12 protein-coding genes are annotated in these 19005 nt (G+C 41.0%); 10 read left to right on the forward strand and 2 right to left on the reverse strand.

Annotated features, from left to right (window positions below; all coding sequences use genetic code 11):
• The first annotated feature begins 3 nt into the window (after window positions 1–3).
• The 10 genes from AB6735_RS13860 (at window position 4) to AB6735_RS13905 (ending at window position 16228) form a co-directional block, all read left to right on the forward strand.
• Window positions 4–1926, forward strand: a complete 1923-nt coding sequence (locus AB6735_RS13860) for a contractile injection system tape measure protein (RefSeq protein ID WP_370996441.1) — start codon at window positions 4–6, stop codon at window positions 1924–1926.
• A 9-nt stretch (window positions 1927–1935) separates the two neighbouring features.
• Window positions 1936–3378 carry a DUF4157 domain-containing protein gene (locus AB6735_RS13865; RefSeq protein WP_370996442.1) on the forward strand — a complete coding sequence of 481 codons (1443 nt, stop codon included), beginning with the start codon at window positions 1936–1938 and terminating at the stop codon, window positions 3376–3378.
• Window positions 3353–4513 carry a DUF4157 domain-containing protein gene (locus AB6735_RS13870; protein ID WP_370996443.1) on the forward strand — a complete coding sequence of 387 codons (1161 nt, stop codon included), beginning with the start codon at window positions 3353–3355 and terminating at the stop codon, window positions 4511–4513. Before AB6735_RS13865 ends, AB6735_RS13870 begins: the two co-directional genes overlap by 26 nt.
• Window positions 4514–4789: 276 nt before the next feature.
• Window positions 4790–6397, forward strand: coding sequence for a DUF4157 domain-containing protein (locus AB6735_RS13875; RefSeq protein ID WP_370996444.1), 1608 nt, complete (start codon window positions 4790–4792; stop codon window positions 6395–6397).
• 10 nt (window positions 6398–6407) lie between these two features.
• Window positions 6408–11258 (forward strand): DUF4157 domain-containing protein, encoded by a 4851-nt coding sequence (locus AB6735_RS13880; protein ID WP_370996445.1) that lies wholly within the window; start codon window positions 6408–6410, stop codon window positions 11256–11258.
• Window positions 11259–11288: 30 nt separating this feature from the next.
• Window positions 11289–12590, forward strand: a complete 1302-nt coding sequence (locus AB6735_RS13885) for an ATP-binding protein (RefSeq protein WP_370996446.1) — start codon at window positions 11289–11291, stop codon at window positions 12588–12590.
• A gap of 27 nt (window positions 12591–12617) precedes the next feature.
• Complete coding sequence (locus tag AB6735_RS13890) at window positions 12618–13430, forward strand: SH3 domain-containing protein (RefSeq protein ID WP_370996447.1); 813 nt, start codon at window positions 12618–12620, stop codon at window positions 13428–13430.
• 30 nt (window positions 13431–13460) lie between these two features.
• The gene (locus AB6735_RS13895; RefSeq protein ID WP_370996448.1) at window positions 13461–14606 is read left to right on the forward strand and encodes a hypothetical protein; all 1146 of its coding nucleotides are present in this window, start codon (window positions 13461–13463) and stop codon (window positions 14604–14606) included.
• Between the two features lie 158 nt (window positions 14607–14764).
• Window positions 14765–15727 (forward strand): heme-binding domain-containing protein, encoded by a 963-nt coding sequence (locus tag AB6735_RS13900; protein ID WP_370996449.1) that lies wholly within the window; start codon window positions 14765–14767, stop codon window positions 15725–15727.
• An 18-nt stretch (window positions 15728–15745) separates the two neighbouring features.
• The gene (locus AB6735_RS13905) at window positions 15746–16228 is read left to right on the forward strand and encodes a hypothetical protein (protein WP_370996450.1); all 483 of its coding nucleotides are present in this window, start codon (window positions 15746–15748) and stop codon (window positions 16226–16228) included.
• A gap of 14 nt (window positions 16229–16242) precedes the next feature.
• Here AB6735_RS13905 and AB6735_RS13910 read toward each other — a convergent pair whose 3' ends face one another.
• Window positions 16243–17220, reverse strand: coding sequence for a GlxA family transcriptional regulator (locus tag AB6735_RS13910; protein WP_370996451.1), 978 nt, complete (start codon window positions 17218–17220; stop codon window positions 16243–16245).
• Between the two features lie 257 nt (window positions 17221–17477).
• The gene (locus tag AB6735_RS13915) at window positions 17478–18875 is read right to left on the reverse strand and encodes an aspartate aminotransferase family protein (RefSeq protein WP_370996452.1); all 1398 of its coding nucleotides are present in this window, start codon (window positions 18873–18875) and stop codon (window positions 17478–17480) included.
• Window positions 18876–19005: the final 130 nt, after the last annotated feature.

Consider the following 19005-nt stretch of genomic DNA (forward strand, 5'->3'; position numbering starts at 1 on the left):
ATCATGGCATCGCATATTGTTCATAGGCAGCAAGTAACTTTAAATCTTCCCAAACGGGAAGAGGCTCTCGTTTTTCAAAATCGAGTAAGTGGCTTGCTGCGTAATGAACTATCCGCCAGTATGGAGGCCATATTTGATGAACTATTTCCAACTACTGATATTATACGCATCGATTCATTGCATCTTGATTTAGGTAAAATTGAAGCACACAATTTTGAACAGGAATTTAAAACACACTTTATCGAAGAGCTCAGGAAGATCTTACCCTCGAAAAAAAATGAATTGGCGGAGGAAGATAAGGAACAAGCATTAAGTCCAGAACAATCATCAATAAAGGCTTTCATTTATTTTCTGGAGAATGGCTATTTACCCTGGTATAGTCCTGTTAAAAACATGACTGACTGGGGTAACGAGATCATAACTACTTTTTCAGATTCGGAGAAAAAAGCCTCTCATTTCTTTAACTGGTTCTGCGATAATTATGTTGATAATCCGGTCATACTGCAAAGATTGATCTTGCAGTTTAGTAATGCTTTCCTTGAAAAATTATTGTCAATTATCGCTCGCGCAATTAATGAATCCTGGAGCCTTATTTACAGCGACCTAGAGATCTTTATAACTCATTGCACAAAGAAAGATTTACATGTTTATAACGAAATATGGGCCTGTGTCTTTCATGCTTTACTAAGTCCTGAAACTTTAGAAAATAATAAAGCATCATCAAATACAAAGAACAGTAAACAGATAGTAAAGACATTAAATCTTTTAATAGATCGCTTCAACATATCAAGCCAGGAGATAACAATAGTATTGGAGAATAAATTAAAAAAGTTACTCCAAACGGATGTCGTAAAGAATGCGCTTAAGGATCTAAAATTGTTTTTAAAATCAAGGGAGAACTTTAGAAATGATACAGAAGATAAGACGGTAATAGATAGGCGTAAAGAAACCGAAGTAAATAATGATTACGAAAATACCGAAGAGATAAGGAGAGGTAAGCAAACAGATGCCAATAGAACAAATCAGGCTAAAAATTCAGATGCTACAGGTAGTAATAAAGATAAAAAGACAAACGAGACTAAAACCGATGATGCTACGAATGATCTCAATAATATCGATATACAAAAAAGCCCCTACGACGTAAAACAAAAAGATATAAGGCCCGAAAAAATCAAAGAAGAACAGGAAAATAATAAAGTACACCATTCTAATGATCTGGACGAAGCACGATTAAAACAGCAAACAAAAATCGAAGAAAAGCAGGAAAATCAGAAAATCGGTCATCCTGATAATCAAGATAAAGTATCGTTAAGACGACAAGAAAAGATTGAGACTGAGGAAGAAAAATCTGAGAAAAACAAGCAGGGAGATAATACAAAACGGCTTTTACCTCAGAACAAAAGGTATACAGGTATTAAAGAATCCGAAACGTTATACATAAAGAGCAGTGGAATAGTAATCCTTCATTATTTTTTATCCCCCTACTTTAATGATCTGGGCTTGCTAACCGATGGGGAATTTAAAGACCAAATGGCTCACCAACGAGCCATATTATTGCTTTATTACCTGGCAACAGGGAAGAGCGAAGTTGCTGAATTTGATTTGACACTTTCTAAAATTTTATGCGGTTATCCCATTGCGAAAACTCTGCCCTCGGCCATTATTTTAACAAAAAAAGAAAAGGCAGAATCAAAAAGATTACTGGAAGCCATTATAGATCATTGGTCGCCATTAAAAAACGCATCAATTAAAGGTTTGCGCGATGGTTTTTTTGAGCGGGATGGAAAATTAACCAAAAAAGAAAATGGATGGTTATTAACAGTTGAACAACGAACCATTGATGTATTGTTAGGAAAATTACCCTGGGGGTATTCAACCATACGCCTACCATGGATGCAAGAAATATTAAATGTAGATTGGTATTAAAATAAAGTTATGTTAGCAACCAAGCAATCACAATCTGAAAATACTGGAGGGGCACAAAATAGTAAGCCTTTTTTTCCGGGACATGTGGTACAGCCTAAATTACAGGTGAATGAGCCTGGTGACAGGTATGAACAGGAGGCAGACTCCATGGCCGATAAGGTCATGCGTATGACCACAGGCGAGTCCACATTTTTTAAGCCTGCCCAGGCGGTTGTGCAGCGTAAGTGCCAGCATTGCGAAGAGGAAGAGAAAATACATCGTAAGGAAACCTCCGGTGGTGAAGTGCAAGGTAGTTACCAACTGGATAATTACGTAGGTTCATTAGGTTCATCAGGCCAGGCTATGCCCGACAGCAGCCGACAGTTTTTTGAACCTCGTTTTGGACGCGATTTTTCAAATGTACGCATTCATACAGATACAGTAGCTGCAAAGTCGGCTCAATCCATCAATGCGCTGGCTTACACAACGGGTAATAATATTGTTTTTGATAGTGGGCAGTTTGCGCCGGAAAGCGACAGCGGCAGGCGATTAATGGCACACGAACTTACGCACGTGATCCAGCAAAGTGACAGTAATGTTGTCAGGAGAACCGCTAATTGCTCGGCTGCAAGAAGTTGTTGCGCGACTGATCAATGCAGCAATCCTGACATCACAGTAACTGGCCCCCCGGCTGCAAGCACCTGGTGGGCTATGGATGTCAATATCGACATTGAAGAAAGCGGCTGGAAAAAAGCGCTTATTAGTCGAAATTTTGGTCACACTTTTGTGAGGTTCTATGAAAGCAATGGTACACAATACACTTACGGATTTTATCCAAGATCGACCATACCAACAGAGAAAAACCCCGCCGTACTTGGTTGTGTAAATCATCCGGATACTTCCCATGATGCCTGCACCGACCGTACCGAAACCATGGCACTAACAGCTGCAGAATATGCTGCCGGGCTTGCTTATACACAAAATATTTGTAAGACGGGTCATTTCTACGGATATATAAAAGGAACCGGTAGTTATACATGTACCACATTCGCGTCAGAGGTAGTTACGGCCGCAGGGCATCATTTACCAAGTTCAGCAAGCGCACCAATCACTGTGTTTTATACCGATATACCCGCGATAGATAATCCTAATACCCTGAATGAAAACATGGAAACAGCTAATAAAGGCGTTGGGTCTACAGAAATAGAAATATTATCAAACGCAGAAATGTTGGAGCCAAAAATGTTAGAGCGTACTTCGTGGGAAGAAAAAGTAAGATGGATGAGGGTATTGCTTAATGAAACCTGGATCACCGATCGCGACGTTGCCGCAATGGTCAGAATATGCTGTGTTGGCACCACAAGTACTGATTTATCAAACATACGAGCAAAAATCACCCCGTTGTTAAGTGTTATGAATAGCCCATCGCAACGGACAACCGTAACTAATGCTTTATCCGGCAGCTGCCCTTAAAAACAATACTGTGGATCGATATGTAACTAAAACAACAGACACACCGGGCAAAAAAAAAACCTGTTCAAATCATGTTTTTTTTCAGCCAAAGCTAACCGTAAACCAACCCCACGACGTTTACGAGCAGGAGGCGGATACGATGGCTGATCGGGTTATGCGCATGGCTATACCAGATCATAATGAAAATGCTTTTTTTAAACCGGTTGGTGATAACATCCAACGTAAGTGCCAGCATTGTGAGGAAGAAGAAAAAGTGCATCGTAAAGAGAGGTCAGGTGCCGAAGCACAAGGTAGTCACGAACTGGATAGCTACGTTGGATCATTAGGTTCCTCAGGTCAGGCGCTACCTGAAAGTAGCCGCCAGTTTTTTGAACCTCGTTTTGGTCGGGATTTTTCAAATGTTCGTATCCATACCGATTCTGTAGCGGCAAAATCTGCACAATCCATCAATGCCCTGGCCTATACTACGGGCAATAATATTGTATTTAACAATGGGCAGTTCTCGCCGGAAAGTGATAGCGGCAAAAAGTTAATGGCGCATGAATTAACGCATGTGGTGCAACAGGGAGAGGGTGTGGTTAGGAGATACGGTCACGATAATTTTTGCAAAGACGACCTGCACCTTAAGCCGTTTATTTGGTCGGGGCATCCCGCGGCAGTACAGATGCTTGCAAATGTATTAGCTGCCTTTACAGCAAATGATCCCAGGCTAACTGCATTGATCCCTAAATATTTTGGCACAGAGGGGTTGGCTCATAGAAGTGAAATTGAAGCTAACTTTAAGAAAATAAACACCAAACTCAATGAAAATTACATGTACCACTGTAACGACGGGGCCAACGCAAATTCAAGTATTGGAAAATGTAATCATGCAGTTAGGGCTGAAACCGATATAAATGGCTTTTTTCCAACTAATGACATTATGCTGTGCTTTGATATTATAAATTCAAGTTGGAGTGCAACAGATGTGGGGGCACTGATAGTTCATGAAAATTATCACCGGGCAATGGGGGGGAGTGTCCATGCGTGGGGGCTTGGTGGAAATCCACCAGACTGTGGTAGTGGTAGCCCACCAACCATGAAATTATTGTTAGATAATCCAGATTCCTATAGCTGTTTGGCAAGGCTTTTTTAAATAAATATTTGATATATAAGTGTGATGAGTAAAGAAAACGAAAGTAAAGTTCAATATCCCGCCGAAGTTAATTCCTTAAAAAAATGGGATGATAAATCGTCGTTTTTTCAGCCCAAGCTTACCGTAAATCAGCCAAACGATGTTTACGAGCAGGAAGCTGATGCAGTAGCCAACCAGGTGATGCGCATGGCCGGTCCAGTTCAAAATGAAACCTCTTTTTTTAAACCTGCCGAAAACATACAGCGCAAATGTGGGCATTGCGACGAGGAACAAAACGTGCATCGCAAAGAACGTTCGGGTTCGGAAACACTCGGCGGCAATAACCTGAATAATTATATAGGGTCATTAGGTTCATCGGGGCAGGCCCTGCCCGATAGCAGCCGGAGTTTTTTCGAACCACGTTTCGGTCAGGATTTTTCAAATGTGCGTATCCATGCTGATTCGGTTGCTGCAAAATCTGCAGAATCGATCAACGCATTAGCTTATACTACAGGCAATGATATTGTATTTAACAACGGGCAGTATTCGCCCGAAAGTGACGGCGGCAAAAAATTAATGGCACATGAATTAACCCATGTGCTGCAACAAACGCAAAACGGTCAGCAAATTCAAAGAAAGCCACTTACTAAACCTCAGCTTATTGCAAAAATAAAAACCTATGGCATCACTGCCGTACTGGATGATACCTCCACTTTTTCTGATGTAGAACTTGATCTGGTTGATCAAGCCCTCGCTGGTTTGCCAGCAGATGATAAAGCTGCCATTAAAGGAGCTAAAATTGTCAGGGTCAATACACTCGGTGGCACAACAGCTGGTGAATATAGCAAGGAGCAGGGCTATAACGATACAAGTGTAACTGATGAACAAAAAATAGAGCTAAGCGATCTTGCATTTGGTACAAACACAGCCGATGAATCTATTCGTCTTATTACCCATGAAGTTGGACATGCTGTTGCGGCAATGCCTCATCGGGTTGCGACAAACAGCCTGGATACCGAGGGCTTAAAATTCAATAAGCTGAACACTGAAGCAAATGATGCGCGTGGTGTATTCAAGACAGCAAATGACGCTACTAATGCGGCAATTAAAGAGCAAGAAAAAGCCCTAAAGGAATTTAATAAGATAAATGGCAGTCCTAATAAAGTCGCAGTTGAGGCCGCTAAAGATGATTTTACGGCGAAAAAGGCAGAAGTAGATAGATTAAAAGCGGTGAGTGATCCAAAAAATGCCGACTTTAATACTAAAAAAAGCGCTGCGGAAGCACAAAACACTATTGTAGCAACAAAACAAGCAGCTGCGGATGCCAAGCTTGCGAATGTAGATGATCTTAAAAAAGATGCAGCGGCCAAACTGCCAGTTATGGAAGCTGCATTGAAAGCTGCCAAACCAGTAATTAATTCAAAAGATGCAGCGAGCGTTGATTACAGAACATCATTAACAAATTGCGAAAACGCTATAAAAAAATTCTATAATGATAATGCTGTTGTAAGTGTTGAAACAGCAGTAGCAGATAGTGCAAAAGCTATTGCGGATGCTGCCATTAGTGATAGGAATACAAAACGTGACGATCTTAACAAAGCGAATCCTAAAAATAAGGTTGTTAGCGCAACAACAGCGCTTGAAGCGGCACAGGATAGTTTTTATAAGGCCGCATTAGTAATGGCCTTTAATAAAAGTATGAGTTTATCTGTTAAAGCATTTTATGATTTGGTGGTAAAAAACAACATATCACCGGCCCTTACAGCGTATGCTGCAGAGAACTGGCCGGCTAAACCAGAAGAATTTTATGCCGAAGCATATTCCTTTTTCGTTAAAAAACCGGCAGATTTAGAAACACACTCAAAAGTTTTATTTGACTGGTTCAAAGCAGGGAGCTATAAATAATAATTTAACAGTGAATTCGCATAAACATATCAACCCGGTCAGTAAGCCAGAAAAATCTATGGCTTCAAAATCGCTATTTTTTCAGCCAAAGCTCACGGTAAATCAACCCAATGATATTTATGAGCAGGAAGCTGATACGATGGCCGAACTGGTGATGAGCAAAAATGATCAATCCGATAATACGCTTTTTTTTAAACCGGCACCCAGGCAGGTTATTCAACCAAAATGTTCGGCGTGCGAGGCAAAAGAAGAACCTCATATGGAAGAGGAGGAGGCAAAAGAAGAAACCTCTCCTGAGCCAATGCAACCAATTGCCGATTTACCCATCCAGAGAAAATGTGCTCATTGTGATGAGGAAGAAGAAAATAAAAAGATCGACAGAAAAGAAATTTCAGATAATTCGCCGGTTGTTACCGCTAATGTTGAACAAACAATACAGTCATCGGGCCAACAGCTGGATGGACAAACCCGGGGATTTATGGAAAATCGCTTTGGTCATGATTTTGGTGATGTACAGATCCATAATGATTCACAAGCTCATCAGTCGTCAAAAGATATTAACGCCCTGGCATATACTCATCAGAATCATATTGCATTTGCGGCCGGGCAATATCAGCCGGATACCGATACAGGGAAACGCTTATTAGCACATGAACTTACCCATGTATTACAGCAGGATAAAAATATAAGCCGCAAAATTATACAGAGAGACCCGGGCCCATCAGATGGGAAAAGTAAAATTACCCTTTTAGAAACTAAAGGAAACATATCTGAGGATGTTAAAATATTGAAAGGATTGGAACCGGGACTTAGCAGAACGCTCATTATACAGGGCAACATATTAATGCTATATAAGATCGACGGCGCCACACCTATACAGTTAAAGTCTTTTCATATTAGTAATGATACTGTTCTGCCGCCATTTTATAATAAGCGGATTAACGGGTTGTTTTATGCAGGCGCACATGACAATGTAGCCAATAAGGATGGTTTTATCGGCAAAAAAGATAACCTGTCTGCCGAAGAGCAAAAAAAATTGGAAGATCTGGATAATGCGTACACTATTTCAAATTGGTTTAACTCTGATACTGATTATGATAATTTTAAAAAGTCGGTAAGTGACGGTGAGGTAATTGGCCTTATTGTAATGCCTTACGGAGGGGCGTCTCCAAGTAAAGGGGCTAAAGGCGGAGATGATCAGGAGGAAATTCCACCTAAACCAAAATGGGCGAATGCTTTTGAAAAAAGCATGGCCGATATTATTGAATCAACACGCAATGCCGAACCCACATCAGAAGATATTCCGGCTTCATTTAACTTCTATTATTCAAAAAGTAAATCAAAATGGCGAGGTTATGCCGCTCAAAAAGATGCCGCAGATAAAGCTGTTAATAAGGTTTATACTGATGTTAACGAAAGTGATAAACCCGCAGATTTATTAACCAATATCCGTGAGCTTATCCGTATCGAAAAATTAAAAAGTGTACTTGATGTAAAACCCTCAAAAGATGCAACTGCTTTATCCGCTTCAATGCAATGGTCATATGAATTAAAGTTAAAGATCGAAAAGTTAATGGCAGATGAGCGTAAGATGTATAATAATCTTTACGATCTGCCAGACAAAATATCCCTTGCAACCAATGAAGGGGATGAAGCCAATATTTATTTGCGAATTGATGTATTTGTTACTTCCTTAAACGAAAAAGGTGCCGATGAGGCGCACATGAAATCTGGAGTATTGCCTGATCCTTTACGCAAAGAAATGAAGGCCGAGGATGTGTTGAAGGTGATCAAAGTTGCCACAAAGGTATTGAGGGGTGGTGATATAAAAATGGAAGGCCGCGAAACCAAAAGCTTTGATCACGTAAAAAAAGCATATCCATCAAACATCATTGCTAAGGATGTAAGACCCGATGCAAAAACAGTTACCGGAGCACATCACTCATTTAAAATGAATGTGCAGCTTGAAAAATTGGAAGGCACCGATACGCTTAACTTGATGACATTAAATATGCGTACGGTTTATTACTACTGGGATATTTACCGGGTAGATGATCAATTGTCTGCTGAAGAAAAAGCCGATCTGTCATCAAGCTGGAAAGAAAGACGTGAAAGCCTGGTGGCACATTTCAGAGAGTCGGGCCAGCTTAAAACCAAGCCGCTTGTTAATACAGAAAAGCTGGAGTTGTATAACCGGCAAATGGATGAAATGGGCCTGCCAGATGAAAAGGTTAATGTAGATGCCGACCTTTCCAGACAGAAGATCGAGGAACTAAAATCAGCAGACATCTTTTACGGATCAAGATTAAATATTACACCAGATGCCGATTTTACTTTTCCTAAAGATGAAGGCGAATATATCATTTACTGCCGCGCACAAGTGGAGCCTACCGATGATAAGGTTATCATCCGTCCGAGTGAGGCTTTCTTTCCGATAAAAGTAGAGAATGGGAATGCCTTGGCCAAGGAATCTGTTAATAAACCTTTTAATGAAATTGAAGACGTTAAAAAACAGCTTGCCGAAGCCACTGCGGATGAAGATAAAAAACGACTGGAAACTAAGCTAAAAAGTTTAACCGACAGGCAGGCGATGTCACTGGCCGACAGATTAACGGCAGATGTGGCCAGTAAAGAAAACAGTATCCGTTTAGCTAAAAAGCTGAAGGAAATATCTATTAACAACAAGGGTACCGGTAAACCAATTTCCCTGGCAATCGCAGCAGATAAGGCTGATGCCGCAGGTATGGCTGACATATGGGTTCTACTATCAATGAATGATCCGGCAAAATCCCTGGAAGACAAAATAGAAGAACTGATAGCAAATCTCACATCGCAGGAAAAAGGCCTGGCTGATGTACAAAAGAACTTACAATCCTTCAGCGGCGATTATGATCATTCAAAACCTACATACACACCAGTTGTAAGTCTTATTTCGCAGGAAACCGGTCAGGAATATCAGTTGATAACCATGATTGGTGAAGCCAAGGACAGCACCGATGCAGAAACCAAAATAGTTCTCATTGATGTAACTACCCATAAAACGCAACGAAAATATTCGGGTAGCAGTACCAATGCTGATAAAACCGTTGCCCTTCAGGAAGCAATACAGGATGCTTTTACTGAATTTGGAAAAGAGTGTGAATACGGTAAAGGTTCTGTACAATATCGGATACCAGTTATTAATGCCGAAGGAAGTGTAACCAGCAAACCCGGTATAAAAAAGACCATATTAGGCATATTAGAGGCTGTAGCCGCAGTAGCAGGTATTGCCGCGCTGGTGGTGGGAACCGTGGCAACCGGTGGCGCACTTGCCATAGCGCTGGGTGTTGGGAGCGCCGTTGTTGGGGCCAGTGTTGCCGGTTATCATATATATGACCGTTATGAGAATCATAAACTGGAGCCCGATGTGGAGTTGGCTATGGATATCCTGAATATCCTTGGGCCACTGCTGGTAGCTGTAAATACTGCTGTTAAAGGAGCTAAACTGGCATCATTCGCCTTAAAAACAGCCGAAGGTTTTTCTGCAGCCAACACCTTCTTAAAGATCGAAAAGGGTATTGCATTAGTTCAAAAAGCAGAGTTAGCGACCAACTTTTTTGCTATAAACTATAAAACGGTAAAAGACTTAAATGAAATAGAAAACTCTAATTTATCGCCGGAGCAAAAAGATGCCCTTGAAAAACAAGTGATGGTTAACGCAGTTTTTGCAAACGTAATGATTGCAGTAGCGGTACGTAACGAAGTAAAAGCAAAAGCTTCGCCAAGTGAACAAGCGTTAAATGAGGCCATTGGTAATGCTGCCAATGAGCAAAAATACAAGCTGTTAATGGAGCGAGCCGGCCTAATTGATGCCGAGGGTAAGTGGACCGTTCCTGAATTAAATGAAGCTGCCGCTAAAAGCCCAGCGGTTGATCCTAATGATCCTGCGCAAAAAGAAAGCACGGGTACAGCAGCACCTCCTGTAACAACTGATAAATCCGCATCTTCGGGAAGTGGGTCAAGCGAAAATAAAATGTTGGAAGCTGAAATATTTAAAAATATCACGCCGGAAACTAAAGAAATGTTAACCCGAAAGCCTGCTTTGGCCAAGGCCTTGTTAGAAAACCCATTGGCAGCAAAGGCTTTAAAACTATGTAATTCGCCTTGTTTCCCTGAATTTGCAACCGGCGCTCAAATAGCAGAAATTGAAGCTATATTAAATTCTGCAGGGTTACGTACAAAAGGAGAGGTGGATCTTGGAGCTTTGAAAGAATTTCTGCATGAAGCTAAAACACCGGGTGATCTGAATGAAAAGATCGACATTCTGCGCGATGCGGGTAATACACTATCCCGTGATCTGGATATGGGTAAATCGCCATTTGAAATAGACCGGCTCAATACTACCGAGAAAATGAGGAGCACACCTGGGGAAGTATCGGGAGGAGAGAAGCTACCGGTTGTTACGGAGGAAAACGTGGGCAAATGGTATGGTGAGCCTGATCCAAAAAATCCGAACCAAGTGAGTGAGGGTAATATTATGCAGCTGCCTAAACAGGTGGTTGATAAACTAAAAGCTCAATTTAAAGGTAAATTAGTATCATTCAGAACATTGAGGGAAGCTTTCTGGACAGAAATGTTCAATGACCCCGTTATCAATAAATTCTTTAAAGACCGTGGTGCTACCCGGAGTTTGACCGAAATGCAAAACGGCCGCGCCCCATTTGCATTGAAAGATGGCCGAACCGGCGGTGGCGCTAATGCCAAACTTCAGCTTAATCATACACAAGCCTTAGAGCATTTAGGTGAGAATTCTGATGAGGTAGTAAATTTCGACAACCTGGAAATAGTATCGCCTAAATTCCATGAGGATATGAAACAATAAATTATTTACAGTTAACCGGTAAAAATACTCATGATCAATAACATACAAAATTACATTCAGTCATTTGCAGATTGCTGTCAGACTATAATCCGCAAGGAGAGTAGTGATGACTCAACTTTATTGGATTTAGGCGTTTTGATCAGCAATGAGTTTAAAAAACATGCTGTTGTGCTTCCGGCTACTGAATGTATCCTGTTCCTGATAGCCTATATTCCCCATATTCACCCCAATTTTTATGACGAGATCATTAAAGAAGCCTTACCGCAGGGTGGGGATTTTCCGGAATTTGGTGGTGTTAGGGGAAGCAATCACCGGGGGCTTTTGCCTACAGGCGAAACTGCTCAGTTTATATTAGCAGGCAATGATGTAGAAAAACGAATTGCCATTCAATATCTGCTTATTGATGGTATATTGGCCAAACAAGGGATACTATCCATAGAAGCTGTAAAAGAAGGAGAACCTTTAATGAGCGGACGCCTGGTACTCAATCAGGAATGGATAGACCTTTTGTTAACCGGGCATGAAACCACACCAAAATTCAGTCCTGATTTTCCGGCCAAAAACATCACTACAGCCATGACCTGGGATGATCTGGTACTGAATAATTATACGCAAAACCAACTTAATGAGATCCTGATATGGGTAAAGCATAATGATACCCTGATGCAGGATGAAGTATTGAAACGGAAAATAAAACCAGGTTACCGGGCTTTGTTTCATGGCCCGTCTGGTACAGGTAAAACATTAACAGCAACTTTATTAGGCAAGCATTTTAATAAGGATGTGTATCGCATCGACCTGTCGCAGGTAGTGAGTAAATATATCGGCGAAACAGAAAAAAACCTGGAAAAGGTGTTTCAGAAAGCCGAAAACAAAAACTGGATACTGTTTTTTGACGAAGCTGACGCCTTATTTGGTAAACGTACTAATGTACAAAACTCGCACGACAGATATGCCAACCAGGAAGTGAGTTATTTATTGCAACGCATAGAAGACTTTCCGGGTTTGCTCATACTGGCATCTAACTTAAAAAGTAATATGGACGATGCCTTTTTAAGACGTTTTCATACGATTATACATTTTTCTATACCCAATGCCCAGGAGCGGTTAAAATTATGGGAGAAAGCATTCCCTGCATCATGCGGGTCGGAACCATCAATACAATTACAGGATCTTGCCAATAAGTATGAACTCACTGGTGCAGCCATACTCAATATCATCCATTACGCCGCGCTGCAGTCCATTTCCAAAAATGATCAGCATATACGTAATGCCGACCTGATAGAAGCGATACGAAAAGAGTATCGCAAAGAAGAACGTACCATGAGTTAACTAAACTATATAACCGGAGGAAAAAACATGGCCTTAGCACAATTTCATATTTACACACCCCAGGATTTTCAACAATATCTGGTAAATACCATTTTTTCCAGAAGTATCAAAATAATACAGAACCACCATACCTGGGAGCCTAATTATAGCTCACTAAACCCAAGCCAGGGCGAAATGTACTGGCTGGAGTCCATGAGGAGTTATCATATCCATAATAATGGATGGAGTGACATCGCTCAAAATCTAACCACTTTTCCTTCTGGCAATATTGGCTTATGCAGACCGATAAATATTACACCGGCAGGCATTTTTGGAGCAAATTCCGCGGCGATCTGCATTGAAAACTTAGGTAATTTTGATGCAGGGCACGACCAGATGACACTGCCGCATAAGGATACTATTGTGTTTTTAAACGCTATACTTTGTATGAAGTTTAATCTGAAACCGGTAAAGGAACAGGTGGTTTACCACCATTGGTTTGACCGCACAGGTAAAAGATTTCCGGAAAGTGTGGTTAATAACAACCAGGTAGGCAATCAGCAGAAAACATGTCCGGGTACTGCTTTTTTCGGCACCAATACCATTACATCGGCCGAAGCCAATTTCTTCCCCCTGATTGATAACAAAATAAAACAGCTCAGTAGTGCTGATATACCTCAAACTACTTCTCTGATCGTAAACACAAGTGCATTAAACGTGCGCTCGGGGCCGGGCACATCATTCCCGGTGCTCCGCACTATTACACAAGGCACACAGGTATCAGTTTATACCACTACCAGTCAATGGAGTAAAATAAGTAATACGGCGGATGAGTGGGTATTCAGCAGCTACTTGTCTTAAATAGTTTTTAAACATAAATATAAAAAGATCATGTTATCATTTTTTAAAGCAAAAACCTGGAGCGGTGCCGGTTGGTTACTGACTCTTTGCATGTTACTTGTTTTTATAGCGATGATTTATACCGGGCTTCATCTTTGTTATAAAGGCACCGATCATAAAAAACTGGATAATACGCAGCTATTAAATATTGATAATGTGCTTGCTGTATATCCAGATCCTGATTCGGCTCAGTTGGCATCAAAAGACCCCGCTGTTAAAAAAACAGTATTGGCAAAGCGCGAAGAACGTGATCATGCACTGTTTAACTTTTTAAGAAACGAATATGACGGCCGCATAGATGAATATCGCCTCAAGCGTATGGATGACTTATTGATCAATCTGAATAATAAAGATACCAAAGCATATCTTAATAGCTCGGAGATCATTGTAAATGATTTTTTCTGGTTTGTTGGGACAGGCACTTATGCCGAGGTTTTGTTTTGGGCCCTTATAGGCGTTCTGGTGAGTTTAATTTATTATGTGAGCATCGCTAACCGGCAAGCACTAAAAGTAGCAGGAGACGCCGATACAGGACCATTTGACCCTGCAGAAATATCCGGACAGGTATCAAAAATGTTTTATGCCCCTGTATGTGCCCTTGTTTTAGTACTTGGATACAATTTGCTGAGTGGTAGCAATACCAAAATGACAGATATTACCATAGGCAAAGGGCTTTTATTATTTTCATTCATTTCAGGGTTCTTTTCTGGCCGGGTTATGAAGTTTATTGACGGATTAAAAGATTTGGTATTACCCTTAAGCGCAACAAACAATACAACAGCAGATAGTGATAAAACCAATACGAAAACAGCGGATATAACCATAAGCCTGCAATTAGCCCAGGCCATGTTGTCGGCACCAGAGGCCGCTGATATTATCGATGGAGGATTTAATTCGGCAATTGTTACCCTAAAACCCGAAACCGGCGATATCATTACCCTGGACAAACCAACTGACGATCAAAGTTCAGAATTTACAGCAACGCAGATGCCTTTTGGCAAATATACCCTCCATGCAACTATGGCTTTCAAAAATAATGATACCATTATTAACCTGGCGGCAGATAAGGATATTGAAATAAATGACGCCAATAAAGCATTTCAATTAGATCTAGATAAAGCAACAGAAGCTGGTTAAAAATAATCTTCCGGATGCTTTTTCAGATCTGATTTGCGGGAATCGATATAATTCGACCATTAAAATGTCTGGTTCACCTGTGCAATTGTCTACCTAAGGGTTACTTATGCATATAAATGGGTATTTATTAAGCAACTTTACTGTATAATCATTGAACCATGAATGCCCAGCCTTCCAATTTATTTAAAAGAAAACCGATCATCATAGCAGCTATTTTACTGATTGGTTTTGTGTCTATACAATTCATCCGCCCGCAGATTACGAATTCACCGGCAAAAGCGGAGATTGAAGCTCCGGCCCAGGTAAAAAGTATACTGGTGCGGGCATGTTATGACTGCCACTCCAACGAAACTAACCTTCGCTGGTATGATCAGGTTTCACCTGTTTACTGGAAAGTGGCCAACCACGTAAATATCGGCCGTAAACATTTAAATTTTTCTAACTGGAAAAACTTGGCACCGGCCGATCAAAAAGCCATGCTTTGGGAAGCCGTGAACCAGATAGCTGCCGGCGCTATGCCTATAAAGGATTATGAACTGGTACATTCATCGGCCACTGTTTCCAAAAGTGATCTGGAGGTATTGAAAAAGTATGTTTCATCCATGTCACCCAAGCAAATACCGGACGATACCGCCAAAATAAACGCGGTCAATAAACAATATACGCATTGGCAAAAGGCAACAACCCCTTCAGCTAAACTCCCCGCAACCTTAAACGGTATTACTTATATTCCCGATTATAAAAACTGGGAAACCATCAGCAGTACCGAACGTTTTGATAACGGTACCATGCGGGTCATATTCGGTAACCCGGTAGCCATTAAAGCCATTCGAGAGCATCACATTAATCCATGGCCCAACGGAACAACGTTTGCCAAAGTAGCCTGGGACCAAGTGACCGACAAAGATGGCAATGTGCGTACAGGTGCATTTAAGCAGGTGGAGTATATGATCAAGGATGATAAAAAGTATGCCTCCACAGCTGGTTGGGGCTGGGCCCGCTTTAAAACCGATAAGCTTGTGCCATACGGCAAAACAGCTATGTTTACCAACGAATGTGTTAGCTGCCATAAGCCATTAAGCAACACCGATTTTGTTTTTACCTCACCAATTGAACACTAATAGATCAGAAATCCAATCATGAAAATTACCCATATATTATTCGCGGTCTCTGTTTTGATATTATCGGCCTGTAACAATCGCAAACCAGTTGAGGAACTTTTGAATAAAAAAGCCGCTATACCTGCTTCGTTTAATTTTAGTAAAGCCGGTTTAAAAGTAATTTCTTCGTCTATCAATAAAAAGGAGCAAACCATGTCTACGCTTTATGGTAACGACCTGGCTTTAAAAACTGCTGTTTCGGGTTCAACCAACTATCCTGCGGGCGAAAACCTTACGCTGGTTACCTGGAAACAACAGAATGATGATCGCTGGTTTGGCGCCAAGATTCCGGGGGATCTTTTATCTGTTGAAGTGGTTAAAACTATCAATTCAAATACCAAAGGCATAATAACTAATTATCAAAGATTTATAGGAAAAGAATTAATTGCAGATACCGACACAACGCACCAGCAGGAGCGTATGAGTTATATGTTTTCTCAGAAACCTTCTGTAATGCCCTGATATCCGTTTAGATACTATATCGCGTATTCCCGTTGATATTTATTGCGGTAATCAATAGGCGAGAGGCCTGTAATGCGTTTAAATGTGGTACGGAAGGCCTTGGTATCGGTATAACCTACATTATACATCACTTCGTTCACATTTTCGCGCGAAGTTTCCAGGCTTACTTTTGCTGCCTCTATCTTTACGCGCTGTATATATTCAGCTACGGTATTGGCTGTTGCCTTTTTAAACCGGCGTTCCAGGTTTCTGCGGCCCAGAGCAAACATGGAGGCCAGTTGCTCTACGGTGATCTTTTCCTGGTAATTCTTTTCAATAAATTCCTGCGCTTTTTTGATCGGATCATCGGTGTGATCTTTTTGTCCCTGGAAGATAATGAATGAGGATTGGCTATTCCGCTCCATTTCAATAGCAAACACCTTGGCGCTTAAAATAGCGATATCACGACCGGCATATTTTTCGATCAGGTATAAGATCAGGTTCAAATAAGAGAAGGCACCGCCGCTGGAGTAAATACCTTGTTCATCGGTAATGATCTTTTCGGTAACCAGGTTAACATCCGGAAACATCCGTCTGAACTCATTAGCAAACATCCAATGGGTTGCGCATTTTTTGCCGGCCAATAAACCAGTTGAGGCCAGTAAAAAAGCTCCCATACACAAGCTGGCAATCTCAGCACCATTATTATATTGCTGGGTTAACCAGGGTAAAAATTCCTTATTATTCTCTACTTCCTCGCTTATATTGCCATCAATAGCCGGGATAATGATCAGGTCGGTTTTTTGCACTTCCCCAATTACCTTATGGGCATTAACGGTAAATAAGCCACCGCTAACGGGAGTTTCCATGGCAAGGCCAACCAGCTCAACTTTAAAAATCGGATCTTTTCCAGCGGCCATAAAAAATTGGTTCACTTGGGTAAGCAATTGACGCGACCCTTCCAGGCTTCCGAGTATGGCCCGTTTAGGGACAAGTATCGATATATGTTTCATACAGTAAATAGATTTATAATGTAGTTTAATACTTCTCCAAATTGACGTGTACTCAACTTATGGGTATTGCAATATAACGTTAATTTTTTTCAGATGTAATAAGCAAAAATCACCTATCTGTTTATAAATGTTAGCAGATCAATATATAGTAACCCTTTAACTAAAATACATAACAATCTAATATACTGTTTATTTTAAAAACAAACTAAACAAACGGGTCAACTTGAATATTTAAAATAAACTGCATAATTTCCCGGTCAGGAAGCCTTGATCAATTCATCAATAGCAATTAAAATATCCTCTTCTGTAGTTCGCCAATTTACAAACGCAGCCCGCAAACAGGGTGTTCCTTTATAGGATGTTGGCGAGATGAACAGCTTACCCGATGCTTTTAATTTTTCCAGTACAGAGGCCAATTTGCTCTTGTTCTCTTCACCCTCAACTGTAAAACAAACTACATTTAATCTTGTGGGTGCAGTTAATTTAAATATGGTTTTTTGTTCCAGTAATTGGGAAAACTGATTAGCCAGAGTGACATTATTTTCCACTATCCACCTAAATCCGTTGCGGCCGTAAGCTTGCAGTGCAAACCAGGCAGGCAATGCCCTTAAACGCCTCGAGTTCTCCGGTCCAAAGTTCAGGAAACTAAAGTCGGTTGTAGGATCGCCAAGGTAAGGTGCATTACTGTTTTGAAACGTTTGCAGCTGCAATGCCGTGTGTTTTTCATGAACCAGGTATATGGCGCTGTCATAAGGTACATTAAGCCATTTATGACAGTCTATCGTAATACTATCGGCAAATTGCCAGCCGTTTAACAGGTGGCTATATTTTTCGGAACAGGCCGCAAAAGCGCCAAAGGCAGCGTCGATATGCCAGTAAAAAGGATATCGTTTTTGCAAGTCGGCTATGGCTTGCATATCGTCAAAATCAACGGTATTAACCGTACCGCCACTGCTGATCACTATAACCGGGACATCTTTATTCTCCCGTAGTTTAGCTTCCAGATCGGCTGTATCCATAGCCTCCCGGTTGCCTTGCACGGTTTTTATAGTAATGATATTGTTGCTACCCAAGCCCAACATAGCCAATGATTTTATGGCTGATGAGTGCGGGGTGGCTGTCAATATTTTAATCTCTGTTTTAATACCTTCCCGGGCAATATCAATATCTTTTTGCTTGCCTGCCCATTGCCGCGCTACAGCCAAACAGGTAAAGTTTGACATGGTAGCGCCAGTTACAAAGCAGCCTTTAAAGTAAGATGGCAAACCAAATAACTGGATAAGCCAGCTAATAGTTTGCAACTCAATATTGGCAGATACATCTCCCGCACCATTGATTCCCTGCGGGTTTTGATCAAATACGGCGCTTAACCAATCACCGGCGATAGCAGCTGGAGTGGTTCCGCCGGTTACAAATCCCCAGTAACGCGGACCAGATGATGCTACTATTTTATCCTGGTGTTGCTCATAAAAAGCCTTTATAGTATCCTCCAAGCCAATTCCGTTTTCAGGGAGGTTGATGGGAATAGTTACCTGGACATTGTTAATGCTTACAGGCTTCTCATTTATTTCGGTAAGATAGGCAGCGGCTTTATCTTTAGTTAAGGATAATAAATAGTCCAAGTTATCCAGGTCGTTTTGTAATGTGTTGTGCATAGGTTTATCAATTCGATATGGCAAATAAATGCATATTTAAACGGGATAAAACGTCGGTCATAAAATTTGACACAGACTGTACAAAAACTTTTTAAACCTTAATTTTTAACACTTTTCTGATCAAAAACAA

Source organism: Mucilaginibacter sp. RCC_168, assembly GCF_041355315.1.
Lineage (GTDB): Bacteria > Bacteroidota > Bacteroidia > Sphingobacteriales > Sphingobacteriaceae > Mucilaginibacter.